This window comes from Marinobacter subterrani (genome assembly GCF_001045555.1).
GTDB lineage: Bacteria > Pseudomonadota > Gammaproteobacteria > Pseudomonadales > Oleiphilaceae > Marinobacter > Marinobacter subterrani.
This window is the reverse complement of the sequence record NZ_LFBU01000001.1, coordinates 1054963-1071009: the sequence shown is the minus strand read 5'-3', so window position 1 is coordinate 1071009 and position 16047 is coordinate 1054963. Positions and strand designations below refer to the sequence as shown.

General features: G+C 57.6%; 10 protein-coding genes. 6 read left to right on the top strand and 4 right to left on the bottom strand.

Going from position 1 to position 16047, the window contains the following annotated elements:
* Positions 1 to 101: 101 nt before the first annotated feature.
* The 3 genes from lon (at position 102) to msub_RS04910 (ending at position 5034) form a co-directional block, all read left to right on the top strand.
* Positions 102 to 2519, top strand: coding sequence for an endopeptidase La (gene lon / locus msub_RS04920; protein ID WP_048494983.1), 2418 nt, complete (start codon positions 102 to 104; stop codon positions 2517 to 2519).
* Between the two features lie 238 nt (positions 2520 to 2757).
* Complete coding sequence (locus tag msub_RS04915; RefSeq protein ID WP_027832426.1) at positions 2758 to 3030, top strand: HU family DNA-binding protein; 273 nt, start codon at positions 2758 to 2760, stop codon at positions 3028 to 3030.
* 156 nt (positions 3031 to 3186) lie between these two features.
* Positions 3187 to 5034, top strand: a complete 1848-nt coding sequence (locus tag msub_RS04910) for a SurA N-terminal domain-containing protein (protein ID WP_048494982.1) — start codon at positions 3187 to 3189, stop codon at positions 5032 to 5034.
* A gap of 180 nt (positions 5035 to 5214) precedes the next feature.
* Here msub_RS04910 and pulA read toward each other — a convergent pair whose 3' ends face one another.
* The 3 genes from pulA to msub_RS04895 all read right to left on the bottom strand — a co-directional run bounded on the left by pulA (position 5215) and on the right by msub_RS04895 (position 11078).
* A complete protein-coding gene (gene pulA, locus msub_RS04905) occupies positions 5215 to 8379 on the bottom strand; it encodes a pullulanase-type alpha-1,6-glucosidase (protein WP_048496978.1) in 3165 nt (1054 codons plus the stop codon).
* Between the two features lie 218 nt (positions 8380 to 8597).
* Positions 8598 to 9926 carry a maltoporin LamB gene (lamB, locus tag msub_RS04900; RefSeq protein ID WP_227506643.1) on the bottom strand — a complete coding sequence of 443 codons (1329 nt, stop codon included), beginning with the start codon at positions 9924 to 9926 and terminating at the stop codon, positions 8598 to 8600.
* A 273-nt stretch (positions 9927 to 10199) separates the two neighbouring features.
* Positions 10200 to 11078 carry a MurR/RpiR family transcriptional regulator gene (locus tag msub_RS04895; RefSeq protein WP_048494980.1) on the bottom strand — a complete coding sequence of 293 codons (879 nt, stop codon included), beginning with the start codon at positions 11076 to 11078 and terminating at the stop codon, positions 10200 to 10202.
* A gap of 211 nt (positions 11079 to 11289) precedes the next feature.
* Between msub_RS04895 and zwf the strand changes: the two genes are divergently transcribed.
* Genes zwf through msub_RS04880 form a run of 3 tightly spaced genes read left to right on the top strand, consistent with a single transcriptional unit; the run spans position 11290 to position 14147 of the window.
* Positions 11290 to 12765, top strand: a complete 1476-nt coding sequence (zwf, locus tag msub_RS04890; protein ID WP_048494979.1) for a glucose-6-phosphate dehydrogenase — start codon at positions 11290 to 11292, stop codon at positions 12763 to 12765.
* A complete protein-coding gene (pgl, locus tag msub_RS04885; RefSeq protein WP_048494978.1) occupies positions 12752 to 13471 on the top strand; it encodes a 6-phosphogluconolactonase in 720 nt (239 codons plus the stop codon). The genes zwf and pgl overlap by 14 nt, the downstream gene beginning before the upstream one ends.
* Before the next feature lie 28 nt (positions 13472 to 13499).
* Positions 13500 to 14147, top strand: coding sequence for a bifunctional 4-hydroxy-2-oxoglutarate aldolase/2-dehydro-3-deoxy-phosphogluconate aldolase (locus tag msub_RS04880; RefSeq protein WP_048494977.1), 648 nt, complete (start codon positions 13500 to 13502; stop codon positions 14145 to 14147).
* A 393-nt stretch (positions 14148 to 14540) separates the two neighbouring features.
* On the opposite strand, the gene pyk is transcribed toward msub_RS04880, so the two are convergent.
* Positions 14541 to 15989 carry a pyruvate kinase gene (gene pyk, locus msub_RS04875; RefSeq protein WP_048494976.1) on the bottom strand — a complete coding sequence of 483 codons (1449 nt, stop codon included), beginning with the start codon at positions 15987 to 15989 and terminating at the stop codon, positions 14541 to 14543.
* Positions 15990 to 16047: the final 58 nt, after the last annotated feature.

Sequence of the window (16047 nt, the reverse complement as noted above, 5' to 3'; positions counted from 1 at the left end):
ATGCCATTCCCCTTCGTTCCCTCCGGTAAAAATATTGCAATTTACGTCGGCGCCCCAATGAAGGGTGATATGCTGAAAAAAATATCGTCAGAGGACTTCCTATGACCCGGATACCTGAAAATGCCGTGCACGAATATCCGCTGCTTCCGCTGCGAGACGTCGTGGTATTCCCCCACATGGTGGTTCCCCTGTTTGTGGGCCGAGAAAAATCCATTCAGGCACTGGAAGCCGCAATGGAGGGAAGCAAAGAGATTCTTCTGGTCGCCCAGAAAGATGCTTCCACCGATGAGCCGGGCCCAAAGGATGTGTTTGATATGGGTACCCTGGCCACGGTTCTGCAGATGCTCAGGCTGCCGGACGGCACCGTGAAGGTGTTGGTTGAGGGCAATGCCCGCGCCACCATCAGCGATATCAGCGAGGCTGAGTACCTCTCAGGCAGCGCTGTGCTGATGGATGAAGACGGTCTGCCAGAGCGCGAGGAAGAGGTACTGATCAAGACCTTGATGGACGAGTTCGAGAAGTACGTGAAGCTCTCCAAGAAGGTGCCCTCGGAAGTGTCCAATGCCCTGACCGGCATTGACGAGCTTGAGCGTCTGGCCGATACCATGGCAGCGCATCTTGAGATGCGTATTCCGGAAAAGCAGGAGCTCCTCGAAGCGCTGGATATCCGCAAGCGCGTTGATCTGTTGCTCGGCAAGCTCGATGGCGAGATTGACCTGATTGAGGTCGAGAAGCGCATTCGCGGCCGGGTCAAAAAGCAGATGGAGCGCAGCCAGCGCGAGTACTATCTGAACGAACAGATGAAGGCTATCCAGAAAGAAATGGGTAACCTGGGCGAGGGCAACAACGACTTCGAAGAGCTCGAGCAGAAGCTTGAGGAAGCCGGCCTGCCGGAAGAAGCCCGCAAGAAAACCGAAACCGAGCTTAACAAGCTGAAGATGATGTCGCCCATGTCTGCGGAAGCCACCGTGGTTCGGGGCTACATTGACTGGATGCTGGCAGTCCCCTGGAAAAAGCGCAGCCGGGTTCGCCACGACATCGAGAAGGCCCGTGAAATCCTCGACCAGGATCATTACGGCCTGGATGAAGTGAAGAAGCGTATTCTGGAATACCTGGCCGTTCAGAGCCGTGTCAAGAAAGTGAAAGGCCCTGTCCTGTGTCTGGTCGGTCCTCCGGGCGTCGGCAAGACCTCGCTGGGGCAGTCCATTGCACGTGCGACCAATCGCAAATACACCCGAATGGCTTTGGGCGGTGTCCGCGATGAAGCCGAGATCCGCGGCCATCGGAAAACCTACATTGGGGCGCTGCCGGGCAAGCTTCTGCAGAAGCTCTCCAAGGTGGGCGTGAAGAACCCGCTGTTCCTGTTTGATGAAATCGACAAGATGGGTATGGATCACCGTGGCGATCCTGCTTCTGCGCTGCTTGAGGTGCTTGACCCGGAACAGAACCACACCTTCAACGATCATTACCTGGAGGTTGATTACGATCTCTCGGATGTGATGTTTGTCTGTACCTCGAACTCCATGAACATCCCGCCGGCCCTGCTGGACCGGATGGAGATTATCCGCATTCCCGGGTATACCGAGGAGGAGAAGGTCAACATCGCGCTGCGCTACCTGCTGCCCAAGCAGGTCAAGGCCAATGGGCTGCGCAAGGACGAACTGCTGCTGCCGGAGGAAACGCTTCGGGACCTGATCCGTTACTACACCCGTGAGGCGGGTGTCCGTGGCCTCGAGCGTGAAATTGCCAAGATCTGCCGCAAGGTTGTACGCGACCACGTCGAGAGTGGCGACAAGGCCTCCGTGGCGATCACGCCGGAGATGCTTGAGGACTACTCGGGGGTCAAGAAGTTCAAGTACGGACTGGCGGAAGAGAAGAACGAGATCGGTCAGGTTACCGGGCTGGCCTGGACCCAGGTTGGCGGCGAGCTTCTGCACATTGAGTGTGCTCTCACCCCTGGCAAGGGACGCGTTGTCAAAACCGGGTCCCTGGGCGATGTCATGCAGGAGTCAATCCAGACGGCGTTGACGGTGGTTCGTAGCCGGGCCCCGGGCCTTGGTATTGCCGATGACTTCCACGAGAAGCATGACCTGCACGTTCACGTTCCCGAGGGCGCAACGCCCAAAGACGGCCCGAGCGCGGGCATTGGCATGTGCACCGCACTGGTTTCAGCGCTGACCAAGATTCCGGTACGGGCCGACGTTGCCATGACCGGCGAGATCACCCTGAGGGGGCGTGTGCTGGCGATTGGCGGGCTCAAGGAGAAGCTGCTGGCAGCGCATCGCGGGGGCATCAAGACGGTTATTATTCCTGATGAGAATGTCAGGGATCTCAAGGAGATACCGGACAATATCAAGGAATCCCTGGAGATTCGCCCGGCCAAGTGGATTGACGAAGTTCTCGACATCGCACTGGCTTACCCGCCGGAGCCGCGGACCGTGGACTCATCATCGGAAACCGGTTCCGGTAAGCCCCGCGATGACGAGGGTGACTCCTCAGAACGCATAAATACACATTAAAGCCTTGATGAGTTGTTGACATGCCAGAGAGCCCATTGGTATAACTGTTTCGCCGTGAAGCAGCCAATACCAAGGGCTCCCGCGCAGTAAGTGCCTATTCCGATCACCGGTTTAATGCCGCAAGGAATAAGAAAACTGAAGAATGGAATTCTCCGACCGCTTATGCGATAGTCGAGAACGTCCGAGAAAAAACAAACCAACCTATAACATCTTCAACCTGGAATCGAAGGGGTTTAGTGTGAACAAGTCCGAACTTATCGATGCAATTGCAGAGTCCGCAGATATCTCCAAAGCCGCCGCTGGCCGTGCTCTGGACGCAATGACCACCTCCATTACCGGCGCCCTGAAAAAAGGCGATCAGGTCACTCTGATTGGTTTTGGTACCTTCTCCGTTAAAGAGCGTGCTGCTCGTACCGGTCGTAACCCGCAGACGGGTGCCGAGATCAAGATTCCGGCCTCCAAAGTGCCTGGGTTCAAAGCAGGCAAGGCCCTGAAAGACGCCGTTAAGTAACGGTTCTTTCTCCGGTGGTTCCTGTCACAGGGGGCCACCCAAGAAGAATTCAAGGCGCATTCCGAACCGGGTGCGCCTTTTTACGTTAGGTCCGCCCGTAACAGCGCGCTGAAACGAATAACACTGCACGACCTTGAACAGGGACTCGGGAGAAACATGCTTCAAGATATTCGCGAAAATGCCCAGGGCACGATTGCCAAGATTATAATCGGCGTACTGATCGTGTCGCTATCCATCTGGGGAATGGACGCCATTATCGGCGGTTTTACCGGCGAGCCTGAAGTGGCAACCGTTAATGGTGAGGATATTCCCGAGCGGGAATTCCTCCGCGTGGTCCAGTTGGAGAGCCAGCGCCAGCTGTCCAGGATGGAAACTCCTGACCCTTCCCTGCTCAATGAAGACCAGATCCGTAAAGACGTTCTCGACTCCCTGATTCAGCAGCAGGTCCTGATCCAGGATGCGAGAAGTCAGGGGCTTGAGCTCAGTGACGCCGACATTGATGCGTTGATTACCCGGATGCCCCAGTTCCAGGTGGATGGACAGTTCAACCGTGACCGCTTTGTCGCGACCGTTCGAAACATGGGAATGGGCGTTGCCGAGTTCCGCGAAGCAATACGCAAGCAGTATGTGGTCAACCAGATACGTGCCGGCATCATCCAGAGCGCGGTTGTTGCGGATGAAAATGCAGCCCAGCTCCTGAAAATCCAGAACCAGACCAGGACTTTCCGGGTGCTCGATATTCCCGCCAGTGCGGTTTCCGACAGGGTGTCGATAAGCGATGCCGAGATCGAAGAGTTCTACCAGCAGAACAAAGATGCATTCAAACAGCCTGAGCAGGTAGATGCTGCCTATATCACGCTTTCCCTGGGAGCGCTGGCCGAGAACATCGACATCAGTGACAAGGAACTCAAGGCGTACTACGAGCAGCGTGCCGCTGATCTTGCCAGTGAGGAACGCCGTGCATCCCACATTCTGATCGAGCAGGGCAGCAAGGCCGACGAGACAATTGCAGAGATTCAGAAGCGCCTGAAAGCCGGCGAGTCGTTCGCTGATCTGGCCCGGGAGTATTCCATCGACACGGTGTCGGCGAAGGACGGTGGTGACCTGGGCTATGCCGGCCGCGGGATCTATGATCCGGCCTTTGAGGAGGCACTGTTTGCCCTTGAGGAAGGCGAGGTTTCCAAGCCGGTTCGGACATCGTTCGGGGTACATCTGATTCGTCTGGAGGACATCAGAAAGTCCGAGGTGCCGCCTTTGGCAGAGATTGAAGAGCAGTTGCGCCGCGAGCTTGCGCGAGACAAGGCCAATGAGCGGTTTGCCGAGATCCGGACCCAGCTTGCCGACTCAGCCTACGCCGCTGACGACCTGGCCGGTCCAGCTAAAGAGTTTGGCCTGGAGGTTCGCGAGGCGAAAGGCATCACCCGGGAAGGGGGGCCAGCGCCGTTCGATCATGACGGCCTGGTTCGCCAGCTGTTCTCGGAGGACGTACTGGACGGTGGCTACAATACCGAACTGATTGATGTCGGTGACAGTGTCTCTGTGGTGGCGCGGGTCCGCGAACACCGTGAGGCGAAGCAATTGCCTCTGGCAGAGGTCCGCGATGACATCCGGGCCGCGCTGGAGCAACGTAAAACCCGGGAAGCCCTGGCTGAAAGGGCAGATGCCATCATCGCAAAACTTGAGGCGGGCGACTCTGCTGAGAGTGCCGGGGAATGGACCAGCTATGACAGCCTGCCCCGTAATTCCTCCAAAGCGGGTCCTGCCGTGATGCAACAGGCTTTTTCGCTCCCCCGTCCGGCCGACGACAAAGCGAGCTATGGCAAAACCGTGTCAGCCAGTTCTGCCTCGGTCATTGCACTGAAGTCCGTCAACGATGGAGAGGTTGCCGAGGATAGCAAGGAGCTGGATCAGCTTCGCCAATTCCTGGCATCGCTGGAGGGGCAGCAGGAGTATGCTGCATACCAGCAGTTCCTGAGGAATCGTGCGGAAGTTGAGCGCCCGTAGGTTCGGTTAGAAAAAAGGGCGCCGTTTGGCGCCCCGGTAGAGATGAAAAGTCGGTGCGAATGCCCGGGCTTTTCTGCTATTCGGCCTTTTTAATATAGACCTGTGGCACTTCGTCGGAGGTGTCAAAGTAAAAGCCACCGGGTGTGGCGGTAGCTGTGTGGTGGTCTCAATACGCGTTGATCAGCGGGCAAAAACCCCGACGGACAGCGCTGGAACGGAGAAATCTCCGCCCGATGCGCTAGCCGTGTTAGTTGGTGAGGTGTCCGCCAGGACCGCAAAGGCGCCGGTCAGAGCCGTGTTGAGGATCTGAGTGCTGTTGCTGGCATTGATCACAACAACGATTTCGTCGTTAACCGCATCCAGATCTGCCAGGCCGTTACTGTTATCATCCAGCAGGCTGTAGCCAATCATGCCCGGAATCTGTCCGGTGCCGGTATTCAGGAAGCGCAGCCGGTTCTGGATAGCCTCGGCTGTTTGCAGGCGGAACAGCGGGCTGTCCTTGCGTACCCCGATGAGCTTCTGAACCTGGGCGTTGGTGTAGCTGATGGCCTCAGGTGTCGGGACCGCATTGGCTCCGGCGGATTGAATGACTTCGGTAATCAGATCCCAGTTTGAGCCGTCTTTGTCCTGGCGAGGCAGTCCCCGGTTCCAGGCAGAGCTCTGGTAACTGAAGTCCACTTCGTTGTACCAGTCGCCGGAGTCGTAGCTGTCGCGTTCCATGGATTTCGAGCGCAGCAGCTCTGAGCCCATATGCAGGAACGGGATGCCTTGGCTGAGGATGGGTACGGCCAGGCTGACCACCTGCATCTGCGCCCGCTCCATGGTGGTCGCGGCATAATCTGCCTTGTATTGGTTGTTGTCCCACAGGGTCTGGTTGTCGTGCTTCGACACGTAGTTGATGATTTCCTGGGGATCGTCGGTGTAGCCGGCTTTCTGCCCGTTATAGTCGATCTCGGAGCCCTTAAGGATCTCGCCATTGGCGGTTTCAAAGCTGAAATCCCTCAGGCTGCCGGCAATACCGATGCGAACCCAGTCGCTGACCTGGAGAAGCCGGTTTTTCTCGTCTTCGCTGCCACTGTTGCGATCGTTCGGGAAGGTGAAGAGCCCATTGCCGAGTCCCTGATTGGCGCGGATGGCATCGCCGCCGTCAAAGGGGCCGCCGCCCCGAACGGCATCCCGGAGCCGGTCGTTGAAAGAGCCGATGCCGGTACCTGCCATATTCGACTGGATGGCGTTCCGGCCCCGGGCATTATTGGCCACTTCTCCGAAGTTCCAGGCCTCCCCGTAGAAGTAGGTGTCCGGATCAACCGCCTTTACCGCTGCAAGCGCTTTCTCCATATTGCTGAGCATATGGTGGCCCATGAGGTCAAAGCGGAATCCGGAGATCCTGTACTGGTCCGCCCAGGTTACCAGTGAGTCCACCATGAGCTTTTCCATCATGGCGTGTTCGCTGGCGGTATTCTCGCAGCAGGTGGAATGTTCAACCGCTCCGGTTTCCGGATTCTGGCGGTGGTAATAGCCCGGAACCAGCTTGTCCAGGACAGAATTTTCGGCAAGCCCGGATGAGTTGGTGTGGTTGTATACCACATCCATGACTACGTTCAGGCCAAGCCCGGTGGCAGCCTGCACCATTTCGCGGAATTCCAGAATTCGTTGGGCGCCGTTGGCATCGGAGGCATAGCTGCCCTCCGGCACGGTGTAGTGCACCGGATCGTAGCCCCAGTTGAAGCTGTCCAGACTCCTGAAGGTGCTATAGAGAGCCTGGGCGTCGCCAGTCAGCGGATCCATGCCATCCAGAACCTGTCGAATGGTTCTGCCAGTGTTGCAGAGGCTTGCGTAGTTCGTGGCGGCTGCCGAGGAGAGCCTGCACAGCCGACTGAAATCGTCGGTAATGTCGACGACGTTGTCCGGGTTTTCGTTGACGGTGGCAAGGTCGAAGGTCGGCAGCAGGTGCAGGTGGGTTACGCCGGCATCCGCCATGGCTTTGAGGTGTGCCACGCTGTCAACACTGCCATCGGCGGGGGCCGTGAACGCACGGTACTTGCCCCTTAATGCTCTTTCCAGTGTCTCATCCGTGGCACTGAAATCCCGGATGTGGGCCTCGTAAACTACGACATCTTCCGGAGCCGCCATGGCGGGTGGTGCCAGGGTGTCCCAGCCGGCAGGTTTGTGGCTGTTTGCCAAATCGACAACCTGTGCGTATTGCCCGTTAGCGGATAGGCTCAGGGCATAAGGATCCGAAACCATGGTATTTTCGATTTCACCAGTGCGCGGGTGATAAACGGAAATTTCGTACTGGTAGTACTGATGATCCAGCTCAGCGAAATCTCCGCTGTGGCGCCAGACGCCTCCGGTTTCGGTCATGTTTACCGGGTAGCCCGCGAGTAATGAGCCTGTCTCGTCAAAGGCATGTATTCGCAGGCTCTGTGCGGTTGGCGCCCAAACGGCGAAATTCACATCGGCTCCTTCTACGACGGCACCCAGATCACCGTCATAGGCAAACAGGTCGTCCAGAACTCCGGGAACCTGAACCCCGGTGGCGAAGACCAGGTCATCGCTGCTGTTGTACCCGGCGGCAACCAACTGACCCTTCAGGGCTGCTTTAATGTCACTGGTTGCTGCCTGAACCTCGAATGCGGGCCAGTCGCCCAGGTGGGGGAACTGCTCCGCGAGTGCGGTCGGCAGGGTCGAAGCTGACAGCTGAATCACCCGGCCGCCGCTGAGCGTTTCGTCTGCGGTAACGCGGATGCCCGCATTCTGGTCATGGCGCAGTTCAAGGCGGGCCAGGTTGTCGGCGTCCTTGATGACAACGGTAGTTTCATCAAGCCAGTGGGCTTTTGCGCCGCTGATGGTGATGGTTTTTGCCTCAATCGGGCTCTGCGACAGTTGCTGGCTTCCGCTGAGTGTAAAGATTCGGTTGCCCAGAGCATCGAAATGCCAGCGATGGTCAATACCGCCCAGATCTTTTTCAGCGCCCTTGTGCATGATGAAGTTCATGCACTCACCGGCCTCGCGCATGGGAATCAGGTAGTAGGCGCCGTAAGTGTCATTGATGCCATCGGGCAGCCTTGGGCTGCTCCACTCCGTTGGAACACCCTCGGCAAGGCCATTGCAGCCATCGGCGGGATTGTTCCAAAGATGCAGGCCCCAGCCGGTGTAGTTTTCGTCCGTTCTTTTGTAATAAAGCAATGCTTCGTTTTCGTCCGGCTCGATTAATGCGTCGGTCTGGCTCACGCCGCCGCCACTACCGTCGGCCGAGGAAGTGTCGCTTCCGGAGTTGCAGCCGGTCAGTGCCAGCGTAAACGCCAGCATGAAAAAACCTGCAACCAGTTTTTGCTCAGGCATGGGAAATCCCCTTTTTCCATTGTTTTTGTTTGGCTTCGAACCCAGTCGGGCCAGATTCATGGTTACGCGATCGCACCGAAAGGACATCCTTCGGGGGGCAACTTTTCGAGGCGTAGGCGAATCAGGAGAGGGGTGGTAGAACGGTGTTTAAATCGGCGTAAAAAAGGGCCGGCAAATGCCGGCCCAAGAGGTCCAACGAGAGTGTGGCGTTTAGAGCCTTACCACCAGGCTTCGATCTGGGCGCCGACCTGGATATCTCCGTCGATGCCTTCACCGCCGCGCGCTGCTTCGGCCTCGTCACCGAAGAAGGTTGCAGCGTATACACGGATAACAGGGCGTGCCCAGTATCCCGGACCTGCTTGCCACTGTTGGGCAATGGCAAATTTCCCAAGATCCTGGGATTCGGCGAACCAGGGGCGATCGGTATCGCTGTAACCCACTTCAATCGCCGTACTCATTACCGGAGACCAGTTATAGATCGGGCGAGCGACAATGCTCAGACGTTCGCCATCTTTCGCGGATGGGTCATGAGACTGGGCCTGTTCGTATACAACGGAATGGCCGAGGTCCCAGCCTTTGCCCAGTTTGATCACCCCATGATTGAGAAGGCGCCAGCTGGACTCGAAATATCCGGCCACGTTGCCGTTGTCGACCCGACCGCCGCTGCCATTTTCAGCGGCAGCGAAGCCCATGGAATCGGCACCGTACTGGATGGCGAACTTGTTAAAGCCGCCCATCACGCCTGAAGAGAGCTCGGCGGTGAAGAAGTAGCCATTCTCATCATTGATTCCCGCTGCTTCCTGGGCATCAGTAAGGTCGGCCATGGCGTAGATGCCGATCAACTCGAGATTGTTCCCGCCGGCCAGGGGGAATGAATACCTGACATCGAACTTGTTATTCTGGACGAAGTTGTCGCCATCACTGGTGTCGGCATTGGTGTAGGCCAGAGAGAGCTGGCCCGAGCCTGCCTTGATGTTCTCAACACCCGCGCCGTAGCCGGAGTTGCTGAGGTAGAACAGATCGAGCTGGTGAATGTCCTTGCGCTGGTAGAAGCGCTTGCCAGCCCAGAGAGTTGAGCCAGGCAGGAATTCGATAACGTTCTTGGCGGAAACATAAAGTTGGCGAAGGGCAATATCACCGCCGCCGTAAGGATCGGAGCTATTCGACGTGGTTTCCTGGTTGGTGAAGTCAACATTGTTGATGTTGTTGAAGCCGTTCAGGGCCTGGTAGTCGTTTCCCTGGCGATTGGCGCTGTACGACAGCATTGAGTCAAAACGGAATGTTTTGCCATCCTGGCTGAACAGTTCCTCGCCCAAGCCAAGCTCGGCATAAGTGTCGCACTCATCGGCCAGGCGGCCGACGTAATGGCCAGTAGCTCCGCTACCGAAACAGGTTTGCTCACCGCCACTGCCAATATTGCTGGAGACGCCAGCCCGGGCATAACCGTGAAAATCAACGGCGACGGCCGGGGTAGCCAGCACCGCCGCGGTAATCGCAGCAGCGAGGGGAAGTTTGTTTACCGTGAAGCGCTTTTTGTTTTGCATCATCTGTGTCCTGTGCTTTTTGTCGTTTTAATGTCAGGGAAGCGGAATCTCCGGCCATTCGAAATCCATCCGTATTGGCCGAATCAGGCTTCCGGTTCCCGCGATTGCAGCTTCTGCCAATCAGACATTGGGAAACCGGATTTCATAGTGTTGTAACGAAGGGGAGGGCACATCATCCGCCCCGAAGAATTTGGGGGGTGAGTTTTCAGGGGGAGGAGGGGCGTAGGAGGATGAGCCCCTCTATCTATCGCTTTGCCAGCTTTTCTGACGCCCCTTTCAGGCGTCGTTTTGCGGGAACCGGGTGGGTTTGAGGCTTTCCTTGATTTTCTTGAGGTGGCCGAGGAAATCCACGCCCCGCTTGAGGGTTACCCCGGTTGCCAGGATGTCGATAACGGTCAGGTGAATAATGCGCGACGACATCGGCATGTACACCTCGGTGTCCTCGGGCGCGGTCACGCCCAGCACGACCGTGCAGATCTCCGCCAGGGGCGAGTCCGGATTCGTGATGCCGATCACAGTGGCACCATTGGCCCGGGCCAACTGGGCGATGTCCACTGTTTCCCGGGTCCGGCCGGTGTAGGAGATCAGGACAATGACATCGCCGACATTGGCGCCCGCCGCAACCATGCGTTGCATCAGGGCATCGTCGTAGGACATGACCGGGATATTGAAGCGGAAAAACTTGTGCTGGGCGTCCAGGGCCACCGATGCCGAGCCGCCCATGCCAAAGAAATTGATCTGCTTGGCCTGGATCAGGTAATCGATGGCCGTGGCCAGGGCTTTTGGATCCAGGGCCTGGCGTGATTTATCCAGGCTGGCAATGGTGCTGAGCATAATCTTGTCGGCGAATTCGGCAACGGTATCGTCCGGTTCGATATTCTGGCCTATGTAGGGAGTGCCTGTTGCGATGCTCTGGGCCAGCCGGATCTTGAAGTCCGGGAAGCCTGTGGCCGAGAACCCCCGGCAGAACCGGTTGACCGTGGGCTCGCTCACGTCGGCAGCCCGGGCCAGAGCAGCTATGCTGTAGCGGGTAGCCGCGCTCGGGTCCCGGAGAATGGCCTCGGCCACTTTGCGCTCGGATTTGTTAAGGCTGTCCAGCCGGGACTGGATGTCCTCAAGCAGATTGTCGTCACGGTGCGCCTGGTTCGCGGCCATCTATGGTACTCCCTGAAGCATGGGCGATCGTTATTGTAAAACCGCGCTGATTATACCGCTTTTTTACGGTATTTTGGGTAGTAAAAATATCACAAAGCGCACTTTTTTCTTGGAAAAACGATTTTTGGATGTCATTATTTGTTTAAAATTACTACATCAAACCGCGCCCGGGTGATTCAGTGCCGGGCCGCCCACCAAAGAGAAGGAACCAATGGTCAACAAGATCAATACCCGTTGTGACCTGATGCTATTCGGAGCCCTGGGCGATCTTGCCCAGCGCAAACTGTTCCCCGCGCTCTATCAACTTGAGCGGGCGAACCTGTTGGCGGATGGCAGCCGGGTGCTTGCCATCGCCCGCACGGATGCCGATACCGGAACTGTGCGCAAGCAGTTGCTCGAAAAGCTCAAGCAGCATGTGAAAGCAGAAGAATTCGACGCATCCGTTGCCGATACCTTTCTTCAGCGGGTGGATTACCAGATTCTGGATTTCAATGATCCAGACACTTTCAGTGTGCTTAACGAGTGGCGTGATGACGCCAACAACGAACTCATCGTTTACATGGCAACCCCTCCCTCCATGTATGGTGTGATCGCCCGGAACCTTCGTTCGGCCAGTTGCTGCACTGAAAAGACCCGTGTGGTGGTGGAGAAACCGATCGGCCACGATCTGGAATCGTCGAAGGTCATCAACGATGAGCTGGGCGAGGTCTATAACGAGAACCAGTTGTTCCGTATCGATCATTACCTGGGCAAGGAAACGGTCCAGAATCTCATCGCCCTGCGGTTTGCCAACAACCTGTTTGCTTCCCAGTGGGATCAGAACCACATATCCCATGTTGAGATAACCGTTGCGGAGAGTGTCGGCATCGAGGGCCGGTGGGGCTATTTTGACAAGGCCGGCCAGATTCGCGACATGATCCAGAATCACCTGCTGCAGTTGCTGTGCCTGATTGCCATGGACCCGCCCTCGGATCTTTCCGCGGACAGCATCCGGGATGAAAAAGTGAAGGTGCTGAAGGCGCTGAAAAGGATTACTCCGGACATGATGGACAGTTTTGTTGTTCGGGGGCAGTACACCGCCGGCACCAGCAACGGCAAGCCGGTACCGGGTTATCTGGAAGAGGAGGGCGCCAACAAGGGCAGTTCCACCGAAACCTTTGTGGCACTGAAAGCTGAAATCGACAACTGGCGCTGGTCTGGTGTGCCCTTCTATATCCGCACCGGCAAGCGCCTGCCCGAGAAGCTGTCGCAGATTATTATTCACTTCAAGCCAGCGCCCCATTACATCTTTGATCCGGACCAGAAGCACCTGGCCAACAACAAGCTGATTATCCGTCTGCAGCCGGATGAGGGCATGGCCCTGAAGATCCTTACCAAGGATCAGGGGCTCGATAAAGGCATGCGCCTGCGCCAGGGCCCGCTGGAACTGACCTTCTCCGAGACCTTTGCCACCGACCGGATTCCCGATGCCTACGAGCGTCTCCTGTGGGAGGTAATGAAGGGCAATCAATATCTCTTCGTGCGCCGCGATGAGGTTGAGTTTGCCTGGCGCTGGGTAGATCAGATTATCCAGAACTGGAGAGACGGTGGCGAACCGCCCAAGCGCTACGCGGCCGGCACCTGGGGCCCGGTGGCCTCCATTGCAATGATCACCCGTGACGGCAGGAGCTGGTATGAAGACGTCTGATCTGACATTGCCGGAAGGCGTGCAGGCCCGCTTCGGTGAGACGCCGGATGAGGTAGCGCTTGCTCTTGCCGATGCCGTTGCCGGCTTTCTGGCGGTTCGCCTGAGAGAGGCGACCCGGGCCAGTCTCGTGGTTTCCGGAGGCTCCACGCCCCTGCCTTTTTTCAGGGCCTTGTCGGGCAGGGATCTGGACTGGAGCAGGGTAGACGTTCTGCTGGCGGATGAGCGCTGGGTGAGCGAAGACGACCCTGCCAGCAACACCCAATTGGTCCGCGAAAACCTGCTGCAAAATAAGGCTGTGTCGGCCCGATTCCTGTCATTGAAACAACCTGGGGCCACGCCTTCGGAAGGGCTGGAGGCAGTTAAGGCCGAACTGGCGGATCTGGCGCTGCCGCTGGATGTGCTGATTCTGGGCATGGGCAACGACGGCCATACCGCTTCGCTGTTTCCCGATGCACCGGAACTGGCCCATGCCATGGATCCGCAGTGTCAGGAAATCGTTGCCGCAACGACGCCGGCGTCACAGCCCCAGAAGCGAATAACCCTGACCTTGCCGCCGCTGCGGGATGCACGATTCACGGCATTACATCTCCGGGGTGAGGACAAGCTGGACACCCTGAGCCAGGCTGTTTCTGACCTTGAAAGCGTTATGCAGATGCCCGTGCGGGCCTTCCTGAAACCGGGTTTGCAGGTGTTCTGGAGTCCCTGAGTACTTTGAATTATTTATGGAGAAGACTATGAGCCGACTTTCCGATTACCATCGTGAGCGTGTCCGCACGGTATTGAGTGCCTCCCCGCTGATACCGGTGATCACAATTAACGATATCGACGACGCAGTGCCCCTGTGCCAGGCACTGGTTGATGGTGGTATTAACGTTCTTGAAATCACCCTGCGAACCGAGCACGGCATCAAAGCCATCGAAAAGGTCCGCAAGGCTATTCCGGATGCGTGGGTAGGTGCGGGCACAGTTACCAGCATCGCCCAGTACCGTCAGGTTGAGGCTGCAGGCGCCCAGTTCGTGATTACTCCGGGCGTTACCGAGGCTATCCTGGAATTCGCGTTGACGTCGGAAGCGCCACTGTTGCCGGGTGTGGCCACCATTTCCGAGCTGATGGTCGGCTACAACCTGGGCTATCGGGAGTTCAAGTTCTTCCCGGCCGAAGTCGCTGGCGGTATCCCGGCCCTGAAAGCCTTCGGTGGGCCTTTCCCGGATGTTACCTTTTGCCCCACCGGCGGCATCCGCCGTAACACGGCGGCAGACTACCTGGCCCTTGGCAACGTCCAGGCCGTGGGTGGCACCTGGTTGACGCCATCGGATGTTGTGGCTGCGAAAGACTGGGCGCAGATTACCGAGATTGCGCGGGGGAGTCTGACGGACCTCTGACATTGGCGTCTTGAATCCGTAGCCTGCACCTTTGGAGTTTTCGCACTTTGGGGTGGGGCTTTTCGGGAAACGCTACGAGCACATCCATGTGCGCTTGGGGCTGGCCATCCATGGCCAGCCACATTCCCGAAAAGCCCCACCCCAAACTGCTCGTTTGGCCTCACGATACCGCAGCCCATTGGCAATGCCTGAATCTGGCGATATTTTTGTGGAGTTAAGCGGTGGTAGTGGGCTTACCCTTTCCAAAAATGTCTGTGGCCAAGGATGGCCACAGCCAAGCGCACATGGACGTGCTCGTAGCGGTTTTTGGAAAGGGTAAGTCCGCTGCCGCCTGGCACATACCCTCAGGCTACGAGGTCATACACCAACGACAGCGGGCTTAAAAGGAGAGAATCAGCGAATATCAGACCCGACACGAACGATTTTCATGGTATTGGTCCCGCCTTGGGCATTCACATAGTCACCCTTGGTGATGACAACGAGATCGCCTTCCTTCACCGCCTCGCGGTTCACCAGCTCGGAAACCGCCAAAGCATTGGTACGCTCATTCGGAATCTTCGCGGAATCAAACGGAATCGTCTGAACGCCCCGGAACATGACAACCCGATGCTGGGTCGAGTGATGGCGCGAGAATGCAAAAATCGGCAGGCTGGATTTGATGCGGGACATTAGCCGTGGCGTGGCACCGGTTTCTGTCATGCAGATGATCGCCGAGACCCCTTCCAGGTGGTTGGCGGCGTACATGGCCGACAGGGCGATGGCCTCGTCTACCTCTTCCATGCTCTCATGAATCCGGTGTTTGGACTGATGCATGGACGGATGCTTTTCTGCGCCAAGGCAGATGCGCACCATGGCTTCCACAGCCTCCTTCGGGTAATCGCCGACAGCGGTTTCGGCCGACAGCATGACGGCGTCAGTGTAGTCCATCACCGCGTTGGCAACGTCCGAGACTTCCGCACGGGTTGGCATCGGATTGGTGATCATCGACTCCATCATCTGGGTCGCAGTGATCACCGCACGGTTCAGCACCCGGGCCCTGGAGATAATGTGCTTCTGAACACCCACCAACTGGGCATCGCCGATTTCGACAGCCAGATCCCCGCGGGCAACCATCACGGCATCTGAAGCCTCGATAACGGCGTCAAGTGCGGCCACATCGTCGGCGAGCTCGGCGCGCTCAATCTTGGCGACCAGGCCGGCGTCAGAGCCTGCATCCCGGAGCAGGCGGCGGGCAATGTGCATGTCCTCGGCGGTGCGTACAAATGAGACGGCCACGTAATCCGCGCCCAGCCTGGCAGCGGTCACAATATCCCGCTTGTCCTTTTCGGTGAGCGCCTCGGCCGAGAGGCCACCGCCGCGTTTGTTCAGGCCCTTGTTGTTGGAGAGAGGGCCACCTATCAGGACAGTGGAGGTGATGCTGTGGTCGTCGACGGACTGTACTTCCATCTCAATGCGGCCATCGTCCAGGACCAGAATGTCGCCCGGCTCAACGTCCTGGATCAGTTGCTCGTAATCGATGCCGACCCGTTCTTCGGTACCGGCTTCCTTGTCCATCGCGGCGTCCAGGATGAAGGTCTGGCCGGCTGTCAGGGTCACTTTGTTCTCGGAAAACCGGGCAATCCGGAGTTTCGGGCCCTGCAGATCCGCCAGCAGGGCAACAAATCGCCCCTGCGCTGCCGCGGTTTCGCGAACACGGCGGGCGCGGCCAATATGCTCCTCTGCGCTGCCGTGGGAAAAGTTCAGCCGGGTAACGTCCACGCCGGCAGCAATGATAGCGGCGAGGGATTCCGGCGAGTCAGTCGCCGGGCCGAGGGTGGCGACGATCTTGGTACGCCTGAGCATGGTTGGTGTCCTTTGGTTCTTCAAAATGGTCCCGAATAGAGTAGCGGAATAACCGAAA

What these genes read in the sequence shown, in the direction of transcription:
- pulA (WP_048496978.1), bottom strand. Translation starts at nt 8,379, where the DNA reads ATGCCTGAGCAAAAACTGGTTGCAGGTTTTTTCATGCTGGCGTTTACG.
- lamB (WP_227506643.1), bottom strand. Translation starts at nt 9,926, where the DNA reads ATGATGCAAAACAAAAAGCGCTTCACGGTAAACAAACTTCCCCTCGCT.
- pyk (WP_048494976.1), bottom strand. Translation starts at nt 15,989, where the DNA reads ATGCTCAGGCGTACCAAGATCGTCGCCACCCTCGGCCCGGCGACTGAC.
- lon (WP_048494983.1), top strand. Translation starts at nt 102, where the DNA reads ATGACCCGGATACCTGAAAATGCCGTGCACGAATATCCGCTGCTTCCG.
- msub_RS04895 (WP_048494980.1), bottom strand. Translation starts at nt 11,078, where the DNA reads ATGGCCGCGAACCAGGCGCACCGTGACGACAATCTGCTTGAGGACATC.
- msub_RS04910 (WP_048494982.1), top strand. Translation starts at nt 3,187, where the DNA reads ATGCTTCAAGATATTCGCGAAAATGCCCAGGGCACGATTGCCAAGATT.
- msub_RS04880 (WP_048494977.1), top strand. Translation starts at nt 13,500, where the DNA reads ATGAGCCGACTTTCCGATTACCATCGTGAGCGTGTCCGCACGGTATTG.
- zwf (WP_048494979.1), top strand. Translation starts at nt 11,290, where the DNA reads ATGGTCAACAAGATCAATACCCGTTGTGACCTGATGCTATTCGGAGCC.
- pgl (WP_048494978.1), top strand. Translation starts at nt 12,752, where the DNA reads ATGAAGACGTCTGATCTGACATTGCCGGAAGGCGTGCAGGCCCGCTTC.